This is a genomic window from Streptomyces sp. NBC_00178, assembly GCF_036206005.1.
Lineage (GTDB): Bacteria > Actinomycetota > Actinomycetes > Streptomycetales > Streptomycetaceae > Streptomyces.
Genome location: NZ_CP108143.1, coordinates 158,240 through 181,843, shown reverse-complemented (window position 1 = coordinate 181,843; position 23,604 = coordinate 158,240). Strand labels below are relative to the sequence as shown.

General features: G+C 70.7%; 9 protein-coding genes and 1 pseudogene. 4 read left to right on the top strand and 6 right to left on the bottom strand.

The genetic code is table 11. From position 1 onward, the window contains the following. Positions 1-224 precede the first annotated feature (224 nt). A complete protein-coding gene (locus tag OHT61_RS00710; protein ID WP_443049338.1) occupies positions 225-1,070 on the bottom strand; it encodes a DUF3152 domain-containing protein in 846 nt (281 codons plus the stop codon). A 440-nt stretch (positions 1,071-1,510) separates the two neighbouring features. After that, on the bottom strand, positions 1,511-2,716 hold the full coding sequence (locus OHT61_RS00705) for a glycosyltransferase (RefSeq protein ID WP_329034039.1): 1,206 nt from the start codon (positions 2,714-2,716) through the stop codon (positions 1,511-1,513). Between the two features lie 434 nt (positions 2,717-3,150). On the opposite strand from OHT61_RS00705, the gene OHT61_RS00700 reads away from it, so the two are divergent. Beyond that, positions 3,151-3,855 carry an NTP transferase domain-containing protein gene (locus OHT61_RS00700; RefSeq protein ID WP_329034037.1) on the top strand — a complete coding sequence of 235 codons (705 nt, stop codon included), beginning with the start codon at positions 3,151-3,153 and terminating at the stop codon, positions 3,853-3,855. A 197-nt stretch (positions 3,856-4,052) separates the two neighbouring features. Here the strand turns inward: OHT61_RS00700 and OHT61_RS00695 are convergent, their stop codons facing one another. The 3 genes from OHT61_RS00695 to OHT61_RS00685 all read right to left on the bottom strand — a co-directional run bounded on the left by OHT61_RS00695 (position 4,053) and on the right by OHT61_RS00685 (position 18,412). Continuing rightward, on the bottom strand, positions 4,053-4,925 hold the full coding sequence (locus OHT61_RS00695) for a TauD/TfdA dioxygenase family protein (RefSeq protein WP_329034035.1): 873 nt from the start codon (positions 4,923-4,925) through the stop codon (positions 4,053-4,055). 102 nt (positions 4,926-5,027) lie between these two features. Further along, a complete protein-coding gene (locus OHT61_RS00690) occupies positions 5,028-14,420 on the bottom strand; it encodes a non-ribosomal peptide synthetase (RefSeq protein ID WP_329034034.1) in 9,393 nt (3,130 codons plus the stop codon). Continuing rightward, positions 14,417-18,412: a non-ribosomal peptide synthetase gene (locus OHT61_RS00685; RefSeq protein ID WP_329034033.1), complete on the bottom strand. Its 3,996-nt coding sequence runs from the start codon at positions 18,410-18,412 to the stop codon at positions 14,417-14,419. Before OHT61_RS00685 ends, OHT61_RS00690 begins: the two co-directional genes overlap by 4 nt. A gap of 1,240 nt (positions 18,413-19,652) precedes the next feature. Here OHT61_RS00685 and OHT61_RS00680 point away from each other — a divergent pair. Continuing rightward, a pseudogene (locus OHT61_RS00680) lies at positions 19,653-21,239 on the top strand (ABC transporter substrate-binding protein). Between the two features lie 298 nt (positions 21,240-21,537). Here OHT61_RS00680 and OHT61_RS00675 read toward each other — a convergent pair. After that, complete coding sequence (locus OHT61_RS00675; protein ID WP_329034031.1) at positions 21,538-21,765, bottom strand: hypothetical protein; 228 nt, start codon at positions 21,763-21,765, stop codon at positions 21,538-21,540. 247 nt (positions 21,766-22,012) lie between these two features. On the opposite strand from OHT61_RS00675, the gene OHT61_RS00670 reads away from it, so the two are divergent. Beyond that, complete coding sequence (locus tag OHT61_RS00670; RefSeq protein WP_329034030.1) at positions 22,013-22,633, top strand: YceI family protein; 621 nt, start codon at positions 22,013-22,015, stop codon at positions 22,631-22,633. 492 nt (positions 22,634-23,125) lie between these two features. Then, positions 23,126-23,458 carry a hypothetical protein gene (locus OHT61_RS00665; protein ID WP_329034029.1) on the top strand — a complete coding sequence of 111 codons (333 nt, stop codon included), beginning with the start codon at positions 23,126-23,128 and terminating at the stop codon, positions 23,456-23,458. Positions 23,459-23,604: the final 146 nt, after the last annotated feature.

Sequence of the window (23,604 nt, the reverse complement as noted above, 5' to 3'; positions counted from 1 at the left end):
GGCCGGCGGCCCGATTCCGTACCCGGCTCGGCGACGTCGCGGATCGTGACGTCGCCGGGCGGTGATCCGGCGGGGCGATCACCGCCGTGCTCCCGATGCCGGCGGCAGGCCGGGGGCCATGCGCGTTTCCGACAGGGTGTGCGTCTTGTCACACACAGGCCGTCCTGACCTCCGCCGCGCAGGCGGTCCGCGGAATGTTCCGCGTCAGCGGCGTTCACCGCGGCTCACGGCACCTTGGGGCCACCGAGATACGTGCCGTGCTCGTCGTACGGCCAGGCGTTGGGCAGACAGCCGTGAAGGCCGTCGATCTGCTGCATCATGGCGGGCGCCGGCCTGCCGGGCCCGGGGCAGCCTTCGTGCCCGTGCCCGATGCGGTGTCCGACCTCGTGGTTGATGATCAGTGCCCGGTAGTCGGCCAGCGGGCCGTGGAAATTGGGGGATCCCGAGTTCCAGCGCTTCAGATTGACGATGACGCGGGAGCCGACGTCGCAGTTCACCTCTCCCTGTGTCTGGAGTCCCGCGGCTCCGCAGATCCTGTCCACCGTCGCGGGCGAGGCGACGACGACCACGAAGTCCCGGGCCCCCTCGGAGACGAGCTGGAAGCCGTCATGACCGTCCGCCGTCCAGGATCTGCGGTCAGCCAGAGTCCCGTACACCTCGCGGGCCACCTCGTCGGCCGACACTCCGATGCCGTCCTCCACCCGGACCTTGAAACGCCGGATGGTGCCGGTGCCGATCGGTGGGGCGGAGATCCTCGCGGTCACGAATCCGTCCGTGTCCCCGGCGACGGCAGGCGACGGCGCCGCCGATGAGGGCGACGGCGCCGCTGCTGTGGCCGGGGGAGTGCTGGGAGCCTCCTTGTGTGCGACGGCGGCCACACCTGCGGACCGGCTGCCGTGCGCGTGCAGCAGGTGCGGTGCGGCGCCCACGGCGACCACTGCCAGCAGCAGGACGAGCAGGAGGCGCTTCACCGGTTTCCTGCGGCTCTGTCCGGGCCGTGGCCGGGAACCGGCTGATCCGGGCTCCGTGCGTCGTTGCGCCCTTGAGGATGAAGCAGTCTGACGTGCCATGTCTGGTGCCGGTCCATATCCGAGTTCCTAGGTGAAATGTCCTCCCGTTCTCCCACGAGCCGGATGGCTGGATTTGTTCATTCGGAGATGAGACCGGCAGTGGATTCGATCTCGTATGGTCAAAAATGCACCGGTCTAGGCGGTGACATCGCGAGTGGTCCGGTGCGATCGCGTGCTGCTTTCAGCCATCCGGGGTTCCTGTGGCAGCGCCTCTGCTGCGGCGCCACCCCAGGCTCCGGGAGACGGCGAGCCGCCTCACCGGCGACTCCGCGCCCGAGAGTGCTGCAGTGCCGGGCAGTCGGCCGGCACCGGGGCGCGGGCGCCCACCGGCCGTATGTGCCCGACCCTTCGGCCGGCGCGCTCGGCGGGGCCGGGGGACCCACGTGTCGGCGCCCGCGTCGGCGATCCGCCCGGCAGAAAGGCCGCCCCGCCCGTTCACCTCACCGAATCGCCTCGACCAGCAGGCCTGCGGCCACCGCCGCCCCGTCCGTGCGTATCCGGCCTCCCAGAGCCCGTGCCCGTGCCCTGGTCTCGGGCGCCAGGGCCGCCTTGAACGCGACGTCCAGGGATTCGGCGGTGGGAGGCGGTCCGTCCAGTGCCGCACCGAGGTCCAGGTCCGCCACCCGGCTCGCCCAGTACGGGTTGTCCGACAGCTGGAGCGGTATCACCACCTGCGGCGCGCCCGCCCGGGCCGCCGTCGACGTCGTACCCGCGCCGCCGTGGTGCACCACGGCGGCCACCCTGGTGAACAGGCGCTGGTGATTGACCTCGGAGACGGCGAAACAGTCGTCCCGGCCGTCGGTCAGCTCAAGATCGGCCCACCCGGAGGACACGAGGACGCGGTGTCCCCGCGAGCGGATCGCCTCGGTGGCCATGCGGACGACGTCCTGCGACGGACGCATGCTGCCGAACCCCACGTAGACGGGGGGCGCGCCCGCGTCCAGGAACGCCGTCACGTCGTCCGGGAGCGGGCGTTCGTCCGGCAGGCTCCACGCACCCGTGTGTACGACGTCGAGGCCCGGCGTGGGCAGCCACGGGCCCAGGACCGGATCGGCGGCCAGCCACGGCCGGTCGGTGATGACGTGGTCGCGGACGTTGTCCACCGGGGCGAGGCCGATCGCTGCCCGGTGGTTGTTGAGGGTCTCGCCGAACTGCGCGTTCACATGGCCGGCGTCCAGCTCCCACCGTGTCCGGTTGTCGTGCACCTCGGGCTCCGGCCAGCCCGGCCGCGGGGGAGGCGCATGGTGCGGGGACGGCAGATGCACGGCCGCGTAGCTGGCGTACACGTAGTGGATGCCCGCGGCCTCGGCCACGGACCGTGCGGCGATCTGGGCCAGGCCGGCCGCCACCAGTACGTCACACCCGTCGGCAGCGGTGGGGAAGACGTCGAACTGCGCGGCGACCATCTCGGTCCGGTACCGGGACAGCTCCGCCGCCGACGGCAGACTCGATCCACGCATCAGCTCTCCCACCGGCGGACAGAGCGGAACGAGTTGCACTCCGATGTCCGCGAGCCGATCGGCGAACTCGTCGTCCGGCGGTGCGCACATCCGGACCTCCGCACCGAGTGTCCGCAATCGCACGGCGAGTGCCATCAGCGGCTGGACATCGCCCCGTGTCCCGTACGTGGACAACAACACCCGCATTCCGCGCCTTCTTTCGCTACGTCGTCCCAGGTGTCGTGCCGTGCGGCCGACGTTCCGCACACGGCGGCCCTGTGACGTTGATGTGCCGGTCTTCACGACTGTGCGGCAGCAGTGTAGGCCGCGTGTGTCGCTCGACGTGGTGGCGTGGCCGACACACCGTCAGGCCGGTGCTCCGCCCCCGCGCGGGCGGCGTTACCGGAATCCCAAATGAACCCGCGGAATTCGGAGTTGCCGGTGGTCGGCATGGGTAGGGAGCCCCAGGCCCCGCCGTACCCGGATGGTGGTCCCTGTCCGCTCGCGGGCCGACTCCGTCCGGAGGTGTCGACAGCGATGTGTGCCGGACTGTCGTGTGGCGTGAAGGTCTGGCCTCAAGTGCCGGGGCCAGGCAGGGTGTGCAAGGTATTCGATCGCCGACACAGACGGAGAACTACTCAATGCCTGGTTCGTCCGTGCCCGCCCCCGATGTTTCGGTCATCCTCCCCTGTGCGGGATTCGGAACACGTTTCGGCGCGCCCTACCCGAAGGAGCTGCACTGTCTGGCTCCCGGGGTCACCATCCTGGACCGCAGTCTGGAAGCAGTGGTCGAGCTGGCCAAGAGCGGACTTCACGTGCGCCTGGTCGTCGTGTTCGGCGCGCACAAGCTCGACACCGTGCGCTATCTGACGCGCTACTCCGAGACTTTTCAGACGGTCTTCGTCCACCAGGACGACACGATCCAACCGGGGCTCGAGGGAGCGATCAGGTCGGCCCTGCCGCTGACGCAGGGCCCGGTCGCCCTCGTGCTGCCCGACATCGTCCTCACCGGGTCCGACACGGCCGGCAGTCTCGCCGCGGCGTTGCGGCACACCGAGGCGACCGGCTGGAGCGTGGTCGCGGCCGAGGAGCACGACCCGGACACACTGCGGCAGATGGGTGCGCTCGCCGTCGCCGACGTGGGTGGAGTGATGACGGTGAACGCCGCCACCGACAAACCGAAGGACCCCTCGGGCTTCAACGCGTTCTGGGGCATGGTGGTAGCCGGCGAGTCCGAGGCACACGGACTCCCGGACGTGGTGGGCGGCGGCGTGGACAGCCCGTTGACCGGGGCGATCGCCCACATGGTGGAGGGAATCGTCAACCACAACACCCTCACGGACTGAATCCGGCACCGACGGCGCGGCGTAGGGGTGCCGCATACGACCGATGCCGGAGACGATGTGTCCATCGGAGCACCCGGCAACGGATGTGGTGGCCTCGCCGGCACGGCGAGGCCACCGCACCCCGAGCACGAGGCCGTAGCGAGGAGTCGTGCGTGCGGCCTGCCGCTGCTCGCACGACTCCTCCTCCGTGTGCGCCGTCAGCCCTTCACGGGACCGCCGTTGATGGCGACGCGCCGGCCGTAGCGCGCGTAGGGGTAGTAGTCGTACGTCGCGTGGTGCTGGACGCAGCGGTTGTCCCAGAGCACGAGGGTGTTCGGGGTCCAGCGAACACGGCAGTGCAGGATCGGCGTACGCGCGATGGTGTCGAAGAGCATGTCGAGCAGGGCCCGGCTCTCCTGGTCGGAGAGCTGCGGGACGCGGCTGGTGTATGCCTTGTTGACGTAGAGCAGTTTGCGGTCGGTCTCGGGGTGCCGGGCGACGAGCGGGTGCTCGCTCTTGGGTATGACGTAGTCGGCGGGCGGGGTGTAACCCGCCAGGGCATGGGCGCCGTCGTGTACGGCGGTGAGCTGGTCCAGCAGCGAGCGCATCGCGGGGGAGAGCAGTTCGTAGGCCAGGTGCATGTTGGCGAACAGGGTGTCGCCGCCGCAGCCCGGCTCGGGGATCTCGGTGATGTACAGCATCGAGCCGAGCGACGGTTCGGCGTCGGCCGTGCCGTCGGCGTGCCAGCCGTTGCCCGCCACGTTCGCCGCGGCCGACGTGGTGCGGATCTCCAGGATGTAGGGGTCGCCCTCCTCGGGCGGCGGGTTCACCGGACGCAGCTCTCCGAAGGCGCCGGCGAAACGCTTGTGACCCTCCACCGTGAGCTCCTGGTCGCGGAAGACCAGCACGTGGTGATCGCGGAACGCGGTCCGGATCTCGTCGAGTTGCTCCGCCGGCACCTCCTTCGACAGGTCGACTCCCGAGACCTCAGCACCCAGAACGGGGGTGATCCGCTCCACGGTGAGCGTGCGGTAGGGGTGGACGGGACGCGTGGTCACCGCTTCCAGGGCTTCGCGTTCGTAAGGTTCCATGGCATCCTCCAGAAGGGGTTACAGGGCCTCGGCCGAGCAGTTCGGCGAGGATGGTGCGGCGTACGGCGTGGCCGCTGTGGAACTCGTGGGACGGGCATGGCCTCACCGGGCGCGCCCCGGCGCCTTCCCGTCGTGCATGCCGGTGGTTGCTTCCGCCAGCGCTGCCGTGATGCCCTCGGCGACCGCGCGGACGTGCGGGGCCGCGACGATGCCGTAGTGGTCGGTGGGCAGGGACCGCCGGACGGCGGAGGACGGCAGACAGGCGCTCCACTGACGGTCCGTCTCCTCGGGATCGCCGGGTGAAGGCATGCCGGCCGTGGGCCGTTCGGCCAGCCACAGGCAGGTTGAGGTGAGGAGCAAGGGCCGCACCTGGTGCTCACCCAGGCTGTGCAGGTTCGCCCGGCAGCAGCGGGCCAGACTCTCGGCGTATGCCCGCACGTGCTCGGCCGACGCCGACGCCGACGCCGCCGCCGAGCCCGTCCCCGGAACCGAGCCGGTGCCGAGTTCCGCGGCGAACACCTTCTCCAGGTCGTCCTTGTCGTAGGACGCGACCAGCCCGTGCGCCTGCGGCGGTGGCGGGTCCAGCAGGTGGAGCCCTTCGAACGGGCGCCCGTCGGATTCGGCCAGGGCGGCCATCTCCATGGCCACCCGCGCGCCGAAGGACCATCCGGCCAGGTGCAGCCGGTGACCGGGTCCTCCGAACCGGTCGCGCAGCCCGGCTTCGTACTGGCGGGCGCGCTCGGCCAGTGACCAGGCGGGCATCGTGGCGTCCCGCAGCGCCGGATCGGCGATCAGGCACACGGTCGGTTCGGGACCCAGCGCCGCCACCAGCGTCCGGTAGGCCTGGATGTCCCCGCCCACGGGGTGCACCAGGCACAGGACGGCGGCGCCCGTTCCCTCCTGCCATACGTCCAGGACGACGCGCGAGCCGGCGCCCGCTGCCGCCCCCGCCCGGGGACCGGCGGGGCTGACGGCGGCCTCGACGTGCTTGAGGATCTCGGTGAGGCTGACCCGGTAGCTGAAGGCAGCCAGGTCGAACGCGACGCCGTAGGCGTCCTCGATCTGGGCGATCAGCGTGATCAGGGTGAGTGAGTCGGCTCCGAGGTCGTAGAGGGAGTCGTCCGGGGCCAGTTCGTCCACGCCCAGCAGATCCTGGATCAGCCGGGTCAGGGCGGCGGCCCGCTCCACGGCACCGTCCCCGCCGGACCGATCCGCCGCGGCGTCCCCGCCGTGCTCGTGCCCGGCCCGCGGGGCCGGCTCCTCCGCCCGCTCGCCGCCGGTGGGGGCGTAGAACGCGCGGGCGGCCTCGATCCCGGTCGTGGAGACGAGGAGCTGAGGCAGTTGCAGGGTCAGGGCGTGGCCGAAGACCGCCTTGCCGTCCTCGACCGACATACCGACCTCCAGGTGCGCCCGGTGGCGGCTGTCCGGGTTCTGGACCCGGGTCGCCATACCGGTCTCGCTCCAGATGTCCCAGTCGATGCCGATCCTCACCGTCCTCTCCGTCTGTGCGGCGCGGTGGTGGGCGAACGCGTCGAGGAGGCTCGCGCCGGCCGCGTAGTCGCTCTGACCGACACCGCCGAGCAGGGCGGACATGGAGGAGCAGTAGACCGCGAAGTCCGGCCGGAAGGTCTCGATCAGGTGCTCCATGACGAGTGCACCGTTCTCCCGGACCGCGGCTGCGTCGCGCATCGCGTCGGCGTCACGCCGGACGAGCAGTCCTCCGTGTCCCAGCCCGGCGGCATGGATCACCCCGTCCACCCGCTGCGTCCGGCGGGCGACGGCAGCCGCCACGTCGTGCACGGTCATGGCCGCGAGGTCAGCCGGGACGAGGTCCACGCGGTCGGCCCAGGAGGTCAGCTCGGCGGGCAGCCGCGGACTCCGCGACAGCAGGAGGACCCGGCCGCGGGTGTGTTCCAGGAGCCAGGCGGCGATGGCACGGCCGATGCCACCCGTGCCGCCCAGCACCAGGTGGACCGCCTCCTCGCCGGACGCGATGAGTGGCTCCGGCTCCCACGCCGTCCCCTCACCGGACGGTGCGAGGGGCTCCGGGCCCGACGGCGCCGCCACGGGCGCCGTGCCGGGCACCCACCAGTAGCCCTGCCGCAGCGCGAGCTGCCTGGGCAGGACCGAACCGCCGGGAAGGGCCGCCCGGCGTGCCACGGCGAGGACGGAGGCCACCTGCCCGCCCCACCGGGCGAGGTCGTGGTCGGGGAGGTCGAGCCAGTGGCCGTCCAAAGCGGCCTCCTGGGCGCCGGACTCGACCGGCCCGGCCAGGAGCGCCAGTTCGGGTCTGCGGACGGTGCCCTCGACGGGCCGGGCGCCGTGGGACAGCCACCACACGCGCGGAGAGCAGGTCCGCCCGGCCAGCGCCTTGGCCAGGGCCGCGCTGGTGTCAAGACAGGCGATCCGGGCCCGTCGCAGTGTGGCGGGACCGACCGGACCCGTCACGTCCAGGGGCAGCGCGTGCACCCACTCCACGTCGTCCGGACCCGCGGTGCCGTCCACGGACAGCGCGTCGAGCAGCCGGCCCAGGGAGACCGGGTCGGCAGGGTCGGCGTCGAAGGCGTCGGGCCCCCTGCGGGCGAACGCGCCGGACGGGTGCACCCGCACCACGCGCGAGGCCACGTCCTGGAAAGGTCCGAGCGCCTCCTGCGGAGTGCTCGCGTGAGCCACGACGACCACGACCGGCACGCGATCGGACCGCGTGGTGGCGCCCGCGACGGCGGCGCGCCGGAGTCTGACCCAGTGAGGCTGGTGCAGCCACTCGGCCCTGGGCAGTCGCTGGGCCACTGCGGCGGGGGCCTCGGGTGCGCGGTCGAAGTCGTACTCCGCGAGTGCGAAGGACGGAGGCGGGAAGTCCCAGGGCGCCGGGGCGGAGCCCGCCCACCAGTCGACGGGTGCCCCCGCGGCCCACGCCTCGGCGAGTGCGCGGACCGGGAGGCCGGCGGAGGAGACCGGCGGGGCGTCCGGATCCGCTGTGGCATGCCCGATCTCTCCGGCGGCCACCGCACGAAGCCACCGCACGGCGGACGCGGCGTCCGCGACCGGAGACGCGACGCGAAGGGCGCGGGCCGGACGTCCCGACTGCAGGTGGCGCAGCACAGGCTCGAAGCACCCGGGCCGCAGGTGCAGGTAGTCGGCGATCCGCGCAGCGTCGGCGGCGAGCGCCTCCGCGCTGGACGCGGACAGCACCAGGCACAGGGGGGTCGCACCCGGCACGGCTGGGCCGGTCCCGGTGTCCTGCTCCACGACGACATGGGCGTTGGTGCCGCCGATCCCGAAGCTGCTCACCGCGGCGACCCGTCCGCGCCCATCGGGCCAGGGGGTGGCCCGGGCCGGAACGAAGAAGGGGGTGGGGTCGGAACCGATCTCCGGGTTGAAGGCGCGGAAGTTGAGGTTCGGCGGGATACTGCCGTGGTGCACGGCGAGGACGGCGCGCACGAGCCCCACCACACCCGCCGCCGCTCCCATGTGGCCGAGCTGACTCTTGACGGAGCTGAGGGCGCATCGACCGGACTCGCCCACGTCGAACGCCTGGCGCAGTGCGCTCACTTCGATCGGGTCGCCCAGCCGGGTCCCGGTGCCGTGCGCCTCCACGTAGCCGAGGTCGGCCCCGGTACGGCCCGCACGGCTCAGTGCCGCCCGGATCACCTCGCGCTGCCCGGCCAGCGACGGAGCCGTGTAACTCATCTTCTGCGCGCCGTCGTTGTTGATCGCGGAGCCCGTGACGACCCCGTAGACGGTGTCGCCGTCCCGGCGCGCCCGGCTCAGTGGTTTCAGGACCACGACGCCGACGCCACTCGCTCCGATCGTCCCGGTCGCGTCGTCGCTGAAGGGACGGCAGTCGCCGTCCGCGGAGAATATGTGCTGCGGGCGGTAGCGGTAGCCGCCGCTGAGCCCCGGGTCGACGAGCACCCCTCCGGCGAGCATCACCTCGGCATCGCCCTGCCGCAGCAGGCCTGCCGCGAGATGGACGGCGACGAGGGAACTGGAGCACGCCGTCTGGGCGCTGAAGGCGGGACCGGTCAGCCCGAGGTGGTAGGCGACCTTGGTCGCCAGGAAGTCCTTCTCGTGGTGCAGGGCGAGCTGGAAGCCGTCGGGCAGGCGGCCGGGGCCGGCCTCGCGGAGCAGGGTCTGAAAGTAGGTGTTCTCCCCGGCGCCGGCGACCAGGCCCACCCGGGCGGCGGACGTGTCGGCGACTCCGGCGTGGGCCAGCGCCTGGACGCACGCCATCAGCAGATGGCGCTGCTGAGGATCCATCAGGCGCGCTTCCTGAGGACTGATGCCGAAGTGACCCGGGTCGAAGTCGAGCATCCCGTCGAGGGTGCTGTGCGCGCCGATGACGCCCTCAGGGGCGTCGACGCGCCGTATGCCCGTACCGCCGGAGACCACCAGGTCCCAGAAGGCCGCCAGGTCCGGGGCGCCGGGCACCCGTACCGCCATGCCGACGACCGCGATCGGTTCGCCGGGCTCCGGGGCTCCCGTGCCGTACCCGGCCGGTGCGGCGGCTGCCCGGACGGGGGAGGGGCCGCCGGCGGAGAGGTGGCGGGCCAGGGAGCGGACGGTGACGTGCTCGAACAGATCCGCGATGTCGAAGCGCATGCCGAGCGCCGTGGTGCAGCGGAGGTGGAAGCGCATGAGGGTGAGACTGGAAGCACCCGCGTCGAAGAAGGTCTGATCCGGGCGGATCACCGCCCCGGTGACCTCCTCGAAGGCGACGGTGAGCAGTTCCTCCTCGGCGGAGAGCCCGGTGCGGACGACGGCCGGGCGGCCCAGCTCCTCGCCCCCCGCCCGGAGCGCCGCGCGCCGGTCCAGTTTGCCGCTCGGGGTGCGCGGGAGCGTCTCCAGTCTTCTGAAGCGGTCCACCCGGACGTAGGAGGGAAGCAGCGACGAGAGGTGGGCGCTGAGGTCCTCCGCGTCCGGGCACTCGTCCCCGGTCTCCAGACAGGCGGTCAACCGGTCGCCGTCGGAGACGACGACCGCGTTGACCACCGCCGGATGGCGCAGCAGCGCCGCCTCGACCGCCCCGAGTTCCAGCCGGTGCCCGCTCAGCTTGATCTGCTGGTCGTCGCGGCCCGCATGGTGCAGCAGCCCTTCGCTGTCGAACCACGCCCGGTCGCCGCTGCGGTAGAAGAGACCCTCACCCGGCACCTCGACGAAACGCGTGCCGTCGAGGGCCGGTTCGCCGAGGTAGCAGCGGGTGGTCATGGTGCCCCCGATCAGCAGCTCGCCCGTGCACATGGGAGGAACCGGATCGCCCTGGGCATCCACCACGCGCAGGTCGGCGCCGGCCACCGGGCGGCCGATGGCGGGCCGCTCGGGCCAGAGGCAGGGGTCCCCCTCCAGACACAGGGCGCTGACGACGTGCGTCTCGCTCGGCCCGTAGTGGTTGAACAGGCGGGCACCGGGCAGTCCGGCGAACCAGCGGCGGATGCTGTCGGTGCACACGAGCTGTTCGCCCGCCGTGACGACCTCGCGCAGCCGGGAGGGGAACCTGCCCAGGCGGACGGCGTAGTCGGCGAGCAGTTGCAGGCCCACGTACGGCATGAAGATCCGCTCCGTGCCCGCGGACTCCAGCCGCTCCAGCAGCGCGGGGACGTCCTGGCGCCACTCGGTACGTACGAGCTGGAGGGTGCCGCCCGTGCAGAGCGTTCCGAAGATCTCCTGGAACGACACGTCGAACGCCAGCGCGGAGAACTGCTGGGTCGCCGCCGGCGCGGTCAGGCCGCCGGGACCGGACTGCCACCGGATCAGGTCGCACAGGGTGCGGTCGGAGATCTGGACGCCCTTGGGCACGCCGGTGGAGCCGGAGGTGAACAGGGTGTAGAGCGGCCGGGCGCCGTCGTGCCCGCGCCCGTCGTACGGCGTGGGCGGGGCCGCACCCGCGTGCGGCTCCGGGACACCCAGCAGGACGGGGTGGCGTACCACGCCGTCGGCGAGCAGCGCGTCCAGAACCGGGGAGTCCTCGTCCGCGACCAGGACGCACAGGGGGTCGACGCGCTCCACGACGCGGCGCAGCGCTTCGAGCGGGTAGGAGGGGTCCAGGGGGACAGCGGTGATGTTCAGCCGGGCCAGTGCCAGCAGGGCCACCACATGCTCGACGGAGGGGCTCAGGTACAGAGCGGCCCGGCAAGGGCTCCCATCCGCCGGGATAGGGTGACGGCCCGTCAGTTCTGCGGCCAGGGCCGTGGCGAGCGCGTCGAGGGTCGCGTAGCTCAGCGTGCTGCCGTCCGCGGTGAGGACGGCGGGGGCCTCCGGGTTCCGGGTCACCTGGCGCGCGAAGCCCTCGGCGACCGTGGTGAAGCCCGGTTCTGGGACGGGCCCGCGACCGTGCGCCGGCAGGGACCGCCGGTACGGCGCGATCAGTTCCTGCGGGGTGGAGCGGCCACCGGAGGCGAGCGCGTCCACACACCTGCCGAACAATGCGGCCATCGCCTCGACGGCCTCGTCGGTGAACCGGTCCTCGGCGTACTCCCACAGCAGGTCGAGGCCGTCGGCGTGCTCGAGGACCGAGACCGTCATCGGGCACTTCGCCTCCGACGCGGCCCACCACAGGGGGCGCTGGACGCAGCCGGGCAGCCGCAGCGCCTCGAAGTCGGTGTTCTCCAGCACGAACAGCAGGTCGAAGGGGGTGCCGTCGCCGGCCCCCTCCCAACCGGTCAGCACGTCGGTCAAGGCCACCTCGTGATGCCGCAGCATCTGACCGATGGCCTCCGACGCGCGGACGAGGTGCGCGCGCAGGTCCTCGCGCGGGGCGACGGCCAGGGGAAGCAGGACGGTGTTCGCCATCATGCCCACGCTGTCCTCGAACTCGCGGACCGGGCGGTTGGCGACCGGGGCGGCGATGCGCGGGCGGACCAGGCCCGTGACGCCGTACACCGTCACGGAGAACAGGCTCAGCAGCACCTGGAAGCGGGTCAGCCCGAGTTCGGCGCAGAGCAGATCGAGCGTGGCCCGCCGGTCGGCGTCGAGGGAGGTGTGCAGCAGCCGTGCTCGTGGTGCCGGATCTGTGCCCTCGAAGGGCAGCGACTCCTGCGTTTCCGTCAGGTCCCGGTAGTAGGACAGCAGTTCGTCGCGCTGGGCCCGGTACGCCGCCGACGCGAACCAGTCGCGCTGCCAGACCGAGTAGTCCAGCGGCGTCGGAGCCGACGGATCGTGCCGGTTGGCCGGTACGCCCGTGGCGTCGGCATAGCCGGCGGACAGATCCCGCAGCAGGACGCTCAACGACCAGCCGTCGACGGCGATGTGGTGCAGGTGCAGCAGGAGCGTCCCGCCGCCCTCGTGGGGCAGCCAGCAGACCCGGAGCATCCGGGGCACGGCGAGGTCGAAGGTCTCGGCGAAGAAGGTGTCGGCGAAGGACCGCGCCGCGCCCTCGTCCCACATCCGCTCCGCCCCCGGCTCCTGCCAGGGGTCGTACGGCTCGCCGACGGTCTGCAACAGGCCCTCCGGCCCGAGGGAGAAGCCCGTCCGCAGTGCCGCGTGCCGGGCCACCAGGGACCGCAGGGCCGCCCGGAGGGCTACGGCGTCCACCGACCCGTCCACCCGGAACGCCTGGTGGACGGAGTACGCCCGGGAGCCCGGTGCACGGCGCTGCAGCAGCCACATCCGCTGCTGTTCACTCGTGGCCGGTGCGGAGCGGGCGCCCGCGACGACCGGCACCGGAACGGCGTACTCCCCGGCCGGGCCCGCCGAGGCGACGGCCCGGGCGACCGCGGCGAGGTCACCGTGCAGGACGACCTCCTGCGCCAGGTCGCGGCCCCACCGCTTCCGGACGGCGAAGCGGAGCCGCAGGGCCTTCAACGAGTCGCCGCCATTGGCGATCCACCGGTCGCCGAGACCGAGGCCGCCGGCCCCCAGGATCTCCTCGGCGAGTGCGAGGACCTCTCGCTCCGTGTCCGTCGTCACCGCGCCGTCAGCCGCGTCCGGCCGCCAGGGACGGCCGGCCTGCCGCAGCAGGGAGCCCTCGTCGACCTTGCCGTTGGCGTTGAGCGGCATGTCCTGCACGAGGTGGATCCGGTGCGGACGCATGTAGGCGGGCAGGTGGGCAGCGAGATGCCTCTCGAACTCCTCGTAGGCCAGATCCTGCCCCAGGACGACGAACGCCAGAAGTTCGTTCGGCCCGGCCTCGCCCGAACGCCGTGCGCACACATGCGCCCGACCGACCGCGGGGTGGGCGAGAACACGGCGCTCCACCTCGCCCGGCTCGATTCTGAAGCCGCGTACCTTGACCTGACGGTCGGTCCGCCCGATGTACTCCACCCGGCCCCGGGCATCGGTCCTGACGAGGTCACCGGTGCGGTAGTACCGCGCCTCGCCCCCGTCGAGCCATTCGAGCCGCACGAAGCGGCGTTCGGTCTCCTCGGGGAGGTTGCGGTAACCGGCCGCGAGCCCGGCCCCGCTCAGCAGGAGTTCGGCCACCTCACCCGGGGCGGCGACCCTCTCCCGGCCCGGCACGACCAGGACGGCGCCGGTCTGCGGGAGGGGCCCGCCGATCGGCACCACGTCACCGTCGAAATCCCGGGGGATCGGATGGCACAGAGCGAACGTGGAGCACTCCGTGGGACCGTAGATGTTGAACAGACGGGTGTTGCTGCCGGTGTTGTCCCGGTACCAGCGGCGCATCACCCGCGGGTCGAGCTGCTCGCCGCCCACCAGCACCTCGCCCGCTGCGGCGAAGCAGTCCGGCACGGCCGTGACCACGGCGTTGAACAGCGCGGTCGTGATGAAGACGGTGTCCACCCGCTCCCGCCGCAGCGCCTGAGCGAGGCTCTCGGGCGTCTGCGCATCCGCGTCCCGCAGGATCACACAGCAGCCGCCCGTCAGCAGGGGCGCCCAGACCTCGAAGCTCAGCGCGTCGAACGCCGGATTGGCCAGGCAGGAGTAGCGCAGGCCGGGCTCGACCCTGATGTAGCCGGGCCGGGCCAGCCGCATGATCCCGGCCTCGCGGACCTCGACACCCTTGGGCCGCCCGGTCGTGCCCGAGGTGTAGAACAGGAAGGTCACATCGCCCGAGGCGGACGGCTCCTCTACGGCGACTGCCGCATCGGGGAGTCCGGGCAGCAACGTGTCCACGGCGAACGCCGGTACGCCTTCCGGAAGTTCGGAGACATCCCCGGATGCGGCACACACCAGGGCGACCGCGGCGGAGTCCCGCAGCATGAAGAGACGGCGCTCGGCAGGACTCTGCGTGTCGAGCGGCACCACCCGCGCGCCCAGCCGAAGAACGCCCAGCATCACGCAGACCAGCTGCCACGAGCGCGGCAGCGCCACCGCGACCGCCTGTCCGGCAGTCACACCCCGGCGGCCCAACTCCGCCGCCACCGAGGCCGCGGCGGCGTTCAACGTCGCGTAGTCCAGCCGTACCTCACCGTCCGCGACCGCGTCGGCCCGTGGTGTGCGCAGGGCCCGTCGGTGGATCCCGAGGGCGATCCCGGCCCGTGCGCTCAGGTCTTCCGCCAGACCGGCGGGAGACGTCTCGACGTGGGGTTCCATCATGCCTCCGACGTGCCAGAAAGTGTCGTGCGCTGCGTGCCGGTCACGCCCGGTCCAGCTGCCGTCCGTTCCAGTTCGGCGGCGAGGACGCCGGCGACGCGCGGCAGTTCGTCGCTCTCCAACATGTCCCAGTGGCCGCAGGCCACGGGCTCGACGACGAACTCACCGCTGACGCGGCGCTGCCAGAACGCGCGCATCCGTTCCCCCGCCTCGCCCCCGTCCCCTTCATCCACGGCCGTCGCCTGCAGCAGCACGACGCGGGCCGGTGACTCCGGTACGGCGTAGTCGCGCGCCGTCTCGCGATGGTGGTTGTAGACGTTCAGGTAGCGCGCCACCTGGTCGTCGTCGATGCCTGGGTACATGCCGTTGAACCGCACCAGCTTGTCCCGGAACTCGGCCATGCCCACCGGTGCGATCGCGGCACGCTGTGCCGCGTCCTCCGCGCCGTGGGTGTCGAGCAGGACCACGCTCACGCTCCCGTGCCCGGCCTCCACCAGGCGGCGGCCCATCTCGTAGGCGATCAGGCCGCCGTACGAGAGCCCGCACAGCACCAGTGCCTCGTCATGGCGGGGACCGACGAGCCGCAGATACTCCTCGGCCATCGCCTCGACACCGGGCAGGGTGGACTCGCCGGGATTGATCCCGGGTGCCTGGAGGCCCACCACGCCGACATCGTCGGGCAGCGCCGAGGACAGCGGCAGATAGCAGAAGGCCGTGCCACCGGCGGGATGCACGCACACCAGTCGCCTGCGGCCACTGCCCGCGCGGAACTCCACCAGGCTGCTGGACTCGGCGGCCCGCGGAAGTCCGGTGCCGACGCTGCGCACCCTCTCGGCGAGCGCCTCGATGGTGGGGTGCAGCATCACGTCCCGGACCGGCAGCGTGACACCGAGCTCCTCCTGGACGGCGGACGCCATCTTGATGGCCGAGATCGACGTGCCGCCGAGTTCGAAGAAGTTGTCGTCGATGCCGACCTCGGTGTGCAGGAGAACCCCCCGCCAGATGCGGTACAGAGCCATCTCCACGTCGTCGCGGGGCGCGAGCGTGTTGACCCGCCCCGAGTGGGTCCGTGCGACGGCGGCCAGCACCTCGGTCCGGTCCACCTTCCCGCTGCGGTTGAGCGGCAGACGCATGAACTCGGCCACCACGACGGGGATCATGTAGTCCGGCAGCCGGTCCCGGAGGGTCGCGCGCCACTCGTACGCCGTCCGCGTGGTATCGAGGTCACAGCCCACTCCGGCGACCAGGCGGGGGCCGACCGGGGTGTCCCGATCGGCCATGACGACGGCCTCCCGCACGCCGGGAACCGCCAGCAGCGCCGCCTCGATCTCGCCCGGCTCGATGCGGAAGCCCCGCAGCTTGAGCTGGTCGTCGCCGCGCCCGGCGTACTCGGCGTTCCCGTCGGGCAGCCAGCGAGCCAGATCGCCGGTGCGGTAGACGCGTTCGCCGGGCACGAAGGGGTCGGGTCCGAAACGCTCGTCGGTGAGGTCGGGCCGGTTCAGGTATCCGCGGGCCAGGCTCGCTCCGCCGATGTAGACCTCGCCGGCCACCCCGACCGGCACGGGGCGCATGCGCGTATCGAGGATGTACAGGCGCGTGCCCCGCAGCGGCCGCCCGATGGGACACGACCGGTCGTACGGACGCGGGTCGGTGTAGGCGGTGGAATACAGCGTCGCCTCGGTCGGACCGTATCCGAAGCAGATACGCAGGCCCGGCAGCAGCTCGCGCATGCGGTGCAGGGCGCGCTCGGGCAGGGACTCCACCCCGGTCAGAAGCTGACGCAGACTCAGCCCGGCCAGTCGTTCGGCCGGATCCTCGTCGATCCACAGGACGTAGGACGGCGGCAGGAACGCCTGGGTCACCGTGTGGTCGCGAAGCCAGTCCATCAGGGCTCCGGGATCGCCCCGGATATCGTCCGGAACCATGTGCAGCACCGCCCCGGTGGTCAGCGGCACGAGGATTTCGTGCACCGACGCGTCGAAGCCGATGCTCGACCACGCGGAGGACGCCTCGCCCGGGGCGCTTCCCATGAGCTCATGCCAGTGGTCGAAGAGGTTGACGACACTGCCGTGCGTCACCGCCACGCCCTTGGGACGACCGGTCGATCCCGAGGTGTAGATGACGTAGGCGAGCCGGGCGGGGTCCGCATCGGTCACCGGCGGTTCGTCGAGCGCACCCTCGGCCTCCGTCTCGGCAAGGTCCTTCCACAGGTGACGGTCGTCGCCCGTGGCGACCTCCTGGTCGGTCAGTACGAGTACCGGTGCGGCGTCGCTCACCATGGACGTGAGCCGCTCCGGCGGCTGCCCGGGGTCGAGGGGAAGATAGGCGGCCCCCGCCTTCAGGATGCCGAGCACGCCGACGACGAGCCCGGCCGTACGCCCGGCGTGCAGGCCCACCACGCGGTCCGGCCCGGCACCGCGGGCGATCAGTGCCTGGGCGAGCCGGCTCGAACGGCGGTCCAGCGTGGCGTAGTCGACCTCCACGTCTCCCGCGACCATCGCGAGCTGCTGCGGGCGTTCGCGTACGTGTGCCGCGAAACGCTCCAGGAGACCCGCCGGCGCCGACGCGCCGGACGCGGCGAGTGGCCCGGTACTGAAGGTGGCGAGGAGTTCGCGTTGCTCGTCCTCGTCCAGCAGCGTCAGGTCGGCGATCCCGGCCTCGGGACGCTCGGTCATCAGGCGCAGCACGCGGAGGAACTGGCGTATGTACCGCTCGACGGTGGCGCGGTCGAGGAGAGCCACCGCGTAGTCGATCTCGCCCGCGAGGGACGCACCCTCGTCCGCCAGCGCGAGGACCATGTCGAACTTCGCGGGGACGTGCGTGGCATCCTCGCGCAACTCCACTTCGAGATCATGGAGTTCCAGTTCCCCCCGCATGGAGGGGACCCATGCGAACATGACCTGGAACAGCGCCGTGTACGCAGGGCTCCGCGGTGGGTTGACCAGCTCCACGACGCGCTCGAAGGGCAGGTCGACGTGCGTGAGCGCGTCGCGGATCCGCTGGTTCACCTGCGCCAGGACGTCACTCACGCTGGGCGAGCCGGACAGTTCCGTCCGCAGGGCGAGTGTGTTGACGAAGAAGCCGATCAGGCCCTCGACGTCCCCGCGGCGCCGGTTCGACGTCGGCGCGCCGACAACGATGTCGTCCTGCCCGGAGAGGAGCGACAACAACAGCGTCCAGCCGGTCAGGACGGTCGCGTACAGGGAGACGCCGTTGTCTGCGGCGAGTGCGCGGAGGGCTCGCGTCAGGTCCTCCTCCACGATCACGGGTACCCGGTCGCCCTCGAAGGCCTGCTCGGGTGGCCGGGGCCGGTCCGTGGGAAGGGAGAGCACAGCGGGAGCGCCGGTCAGCGTGGAGACCCAGTAGTCGGCGTGTGCGGTGGGTTCCTCACCGGACATCCAGTCCCACTGCCAGCGGGTGTAGTCGCCGTACTGCCATGTCAGTTCCGGCAGTGACGCGTCGTGCCCGTGCCGGAGTGCGGTGTAGACGAGCCCCAGCTCGCGCAGCAGCAAGGTCCGGGACCAGCCGTCGAAGACGATGTGATGTGCTGTCAGAAGTAGTACGTGGTGGTCGGGTTCGAGTGCCACCAGGCAGCCTCGCACCATGGGCTCCTCGCCCAGGCGGAAGGGCCTTCCCTCCACCTCCAGCCGTATGCGCGCGAACTGTTCGGCCGCGTCCGGCAGCCCTGTCAGGTCCTCGAAGGCCACGGGAAAGCCGGTGTCCGGCGGATCCACGATCTGAAGCGCCGAACCGCCGGAGGGCACCAGGCGGGTCCGCAGGGCTTCGTGCCGAGCCGCCAGCAGGTGCAGTGCGCGGAGGAGCAGATCGCGATCCAGCGGCCCCCGGATGTCGAAGGGCATCGGTTCGTTGTAGGCGGCGCCTGCGGCTCCGTCCATGCGCGCCGTGACCCAAAGGCGCTCCTGCGACAGCGAAAGGGGTGCGGGTAATGCCTCGGTGCCGCGGTGGTGGGCGGCGGTGATGCGGGGGGAAGGCACGGATTACCCCTCAGTAGAAAAGGACACGACGGAAATCCGCCCTGCGTATCGGGGAATCCGGCACTCCCGAAAACGCGTGGAGGCATGCGTGGTGTGTGCTATTTCGAACGATTCATCAGGGCCCTGGAATTTGCTGTCAGGGACTCACGGCGCGTGCTGTATCGGCTGTATTAAAAGGCGGGGGTGATGGTGGGACCTGATCGACGCATTCTGTCTGACGGTTTTCGGTGAGTGCGGCAGGTCGGCCGTCGGTACAGGACTTACGTGCTCACGGCTTCGTTCGGTAAGCCGAACAGCGCTCCTGGGTGCCGCCATCTCGTACCGGGACTCCATTGCTTTGTGCCAGTTGTGCGCGATGGGGGGAGCGGCCGATGGCACGTCTGCTTTTCGGTCGCCCGACGGGGGTGGGCAATATCCGCTGATATTAATTGGGTGTCGATTGGATGGTCAACAGTGACCCACGCCACATGGCCCGGTCGGTGGATTTCCGGCGGCGGAAGGCCGGCGTCTCTCTCGCCTGTCCGGCATCAGTCCATTAAGCACGCAATGGCTATACATATCATTGTGGGACGGGACTGATCGGGCGTCAGCCGAGGCTCCGGTGACAACCAGAAATGGAATCACATATTCCGCTTCTCTTTGTTCGGGCCATTCGGGTGTCGTTACTCGCGTGCGCGATATCAGGCGACTTCGGCCCCCGCGGAGAGCGGTGTCGAGGTCGCCCGTGGTCTCCAGTCCCGGCGCCCGCCTGGCATGACTGCGTGTCGTGCTTGTTCGGCTGCGTGCCTTGAAAGGGGCACGGTGCGGGGCGGGTGGGAAGTTCAGGCGGCGTGCTCATGGCTGGCGCTGCCGCCGACGGCGGCGTGCGTGTGCACTGCTGGGCAGGGTGAGCGCGTGACTGCTGTCGGGCGTCCGGTCCGGGTCGGACCTCGGTGACGTCTGCACGTCGAGGTGAGGTGCGACTCGCCGTGCTGTCGAGTTCCGGATCGATTCGGCTGGGCTCCAACTCCCTTGCTGTGTAGGCCATTACCGGGCACCCGGGTGTCCAGGCGCACAGGCGTGCTTCCCGGTGGTTCGAGTGTGTGGCGCGGGGGTGGCCGCTCCGACGTTATGCTTGCCGAGTCAAGTAAATGTTTGTCGAGTCGAGTAACGGGCCTCTGTGTGTCTGAGGGGGCCTGCGGGCTGAGGTCACGAGGGGCCACGCCCTCGAACGACCGGTCGGAAAGCAAGAGGCAGTTCTGTGAACGTGCGTAAATGGGGAGCGAAGGCCCCCGTCGGGGCGGGTCTTGCGGTGGTCCTGCTGGGCGGCTGCGGCTTCCAGGGCGACGGCGACGCGGCCGGACATGGTGACTCCGTCGTCGTGGGAATGTCGGACGAGGTCCTGGCGGTGGATCCGGCCTCGGGTTACGACCCCGGTTCGTGGCTGCTCTTCAACAATGTCTTCCAGTCGCTGCTCATTTCCCGCGAGGGGGCTCGACGCCCGAGCCGGAGGCGGCGAAGTCCTGCGTGTTCGAGAGCGGCAACACGGTGTACCGGTGCACGCTCCGCGACGGCCTGACCTTCAGCAACGGCAACAGCCTCATCCGAGGACGTCAAGTACTCCTTCGAGCGGGCGATCAGGATCAACGACCCCTCGGGGCCCGTGCCGCTGCTCACCGCCATCGAGAACATCACGGCTCCGGATCCTCAGACGGTCGTCTTCCGGCTCAAGGCCCCCGACGCCACCTTCCCCAGCAAGATCGCGTCGGGTGCCGGGTCCATCGTGGACCACAGCGAGTATCCGGCGGACGCACTGCGCAAGGACGGCAAGGCGGTGGGATCCGGCCCGTACGAGCTGAAGTCCTTCGACAAGTCGAAAGCCGTGTTCTCCGTCAACTCCGACTACCGCGGCACGGCGCGGGCGAAGAACTCGGGCATCACCCTCGACTTCTTCCGGGGTGACCAGGCGGGTCTGGTGTCCGCGCTGCAGAAGGGGAAGGTGGACGTCGCCTACCGCGGGCTGGCGGCGCAGGACATCGAGCAACTGGAGGAATCGAGCGCTGCGTCCCACAACGGCATCCACATCGTCGAGGGCTCGAGCGCCGAGGTGCACCACCTGGTGTTCAACCTGAACCACCCGGTGGCCGGCAGGCTTCCGGTGCGCAAGGCCATCGCGTACCTGGTGAATCGCGACGCGCTCGTCAGCGAGGTCTACCACTCCACCGCCACCCCGCTGTACTCGATCGTCCCGGCCGGAATCACGGCCCACAACACCGCGTTCTTCGACACGTACGGGGGGAGCCCGCAGCCGGCCAAGGCGGAGCAGGTGCTGCGTGGCGCGGGTATCACCGGGAAGGTGAAGCTCACGCTGTGGTCCACGCCGAGTCGTTACGGCCCCGCCACGGACAACGAACTGGGCGCGATCGCGCAGCAGCTCAACGAGAGCGGTCTGTTCGACGCGAAGGTCGAGTCCCTGCCCTTCGAGCAGTACGAGAAGCGGATCGAGGCCGGTGAACTCGGCGTCTACGTGAAGGGCTGGGTTCCGGACTACCCCGATCCGGACAACTTCACCCAGCCGTTCTTCGGCAAGGACAACGTCCTGCAGAACGGCTACGCGAGTGGGGACATCGCGAGCCGGATCATCCCCGGTACCGCTGCCCAGGCCGACCGGGGTACGACTCAGGAGGCCTTCGGCGAGCTCCAGGACAAGGTGGCGGAGGAGCTGCCGATCCTGCCGCTGTGGCAGGGCAAGCAGTACGCGGTGGCGAGTGACGACGTGTCCGGCCTGGAATGGACTCTGGACGCTTCGACCGTCTTCCGCTTCTGGGAGATCAGTAAGTTCTCGTAGCGTTGCCGGCTCGACGGGCTCGACGGGCTCGACGGGCTCGACGGGCTCGACCGGGTCTCCGGCTCCGGCTCCGGCCGAGTGCCGGTAGTCGGGCCCTGGGACTCAAGCGTTCGAGAAGCGGAGGGGGCGAGGGGCGGAAGCCGTGGCTGTGGGGGCTCACGACGAGGGCCGGCGCTCCGGGGCGTCCCCCCGGCCCGGTGCCACCGGGTGCCCCCGGGCGACCGCGCGATACGGTCCGCCCGGGGGCAGCCGGGGGCTCTACGCCGGTTCCTGATCCGCTCGTGTGCCCGGGACGCCTTCAGCCCAGCAGGACGTCGTCGTCACCGAGACGCTTGAGCTCGCGATAGAGAATCGCCAGACCGGTGACGACCTTGGCGGTCGACACCGCGGCGTCCACCAGCCGCAGGGTGTCGTTCTCCTCCCGGGCGATCTTGGCTTGCTTCACGACGCCCAGTGCACCGAAAGCGGTGGTGGCGAGCGACAGGTACACCCTGGACCGGGACTTCTTCTTGCTTGCTGCACTCATGGTTGTGAACCTCCTCCAGCAGCGGCTACCCCGAGATCGCCGCAGTGATCGCCTGCCTGTGCCGCGCGCGGTGGCAGGCGATCGGGGAGAGGGGGAGTTGTGCCGCCTCGGAGGAACCGAGAGGCCGCCGTAAGGGGGAGGAGGGTGGTGACGGCCATCACGCTCGTCGTCGACGTCCTGGGGAATGGCGCAAAGGGGGCAAAGGTTGACAAGTGCAGCAATCGTCATCCCTTTGAAGGAGTACGTCATGGGTCTGTTCAACCGTAGGAGTGCTGCTGTTGTCGCTCCTGTCGTGGCTGGTGTTTCTGCTGGTGTGTCGGGTTCGGGTCTGTCGCATCTGACGGGTGACTACGTGATCGATTCGACGCACAGTGAGATCGGGTTTTCGTTGAAGTATGCGAAGGTCACGACGATGCGTGGGCGTTTCACGGAGTATGACGGTCGGCTGCGTCTGGATGGTTCGGAGCCGTCGGCGTCGACGGCGGAGGTCGTGATCAAGGTTGCGAGTATCGATACGGCGCTGGCCGGTCGTGATGAGCACCTGTTGAACGGTGATTTCTTCGCGGTGGAGGAGTTTCCGGAGATGGTCTTTCGGAGTACGGGTGCGGAGCGGGTGGATGAGGACACGTTCCGGATGGATGGTGAGCTGACGATCAAGGGTGTGAGTCGTCCGGTGTCGTTGGAGCTGACGCTGAACGGTGAGGTTGTGGACCCGATGGGTAATGTGCGGGTCGGTTTCGATGGTTCGGCGACGGTCAACCGTAGTGACTGGGGTCTGACCTACAACGCGGCGCTGGAGGGTGGGGGTGTGCTGATCAGTGACAAGATCAAGCTCACCTTCGACATCTCCGCGATCCGGCAGGCCTGAACCGACCGGAGCACCCAACCGGCCGGCGGAACCGGAACCGGCCGGAGCACCGAACCGGCTGGCGGAACCTGAACCGGCCGGGGCATGCGGACCGGCCGGAGCACCTGGACCGGCCCGGACCTGCCTGCCGGGCCGTGCTCCCTGAGGGTGGTGGGTGTCGCACACCACCCGGGGAGCCCCGCACCGTACACCTGGCGAGGCACTGTCACAGGCGCCACGACGTCATGACCTAGGCCGGCTGACGGCTCCCGTGCCCACTCCGGGGCTTCACCCGCTCTGCCAGGCACGGTGTCGATGCCACCCTCGGGGCATGGCGCGAACGGTTGCCGCTGTGCAACGATGAACGGACACGAGACCGTCCGGCACTCCAGGTGCCGGACTTTGGGTTCTGGGCGTTGCCCCCACCACGGGCATCCAGCTCCCGCCATCGTCGGCCGCCCTCGGGGCGCCTCGCCTTTGGGCTCACCACCCCCGGAAGGGGGCATGCCCGCCATGAACACCACCACCAGGATCGCCGGTTCGACCGCCCGGATCACTCCTCACGGCGAGATCGACTACGACACTCTGCCCTCGCTCCGGGCCGCCGCTGCCGCTCTGCCGCCCGGCGTGACCGCGGTGATCTGGGACCTGCACGACACGCTCTTCATGGATGTCGCGGGTCTGCACCTGCTCCTCGAACAGCAAGCCGATCCGCGCCGGGAGACGTCGGTGAGGAACCTGGCACGCCAGCCCCTGGGCCTGCTGGTCCTGACCGAGGAGATCGCTCCCACCCCCGGCCTTGCGCGTCTGCGCTCCACGCTGGGCTCCGACGCCGCTGCCGCCTGACCGCCATCGGCGTCTTCCCGGCCCTGAATCGGCCGAGACAACGCCCCTCGACTCCTGCCGGGCTCGGACGGGACGTGCGGGACGCATGCGACCGCCCCTTGCCGAGAAGGTGTCCGGGCTGCTCTTGTGTACGCGCGGGCAAGAGG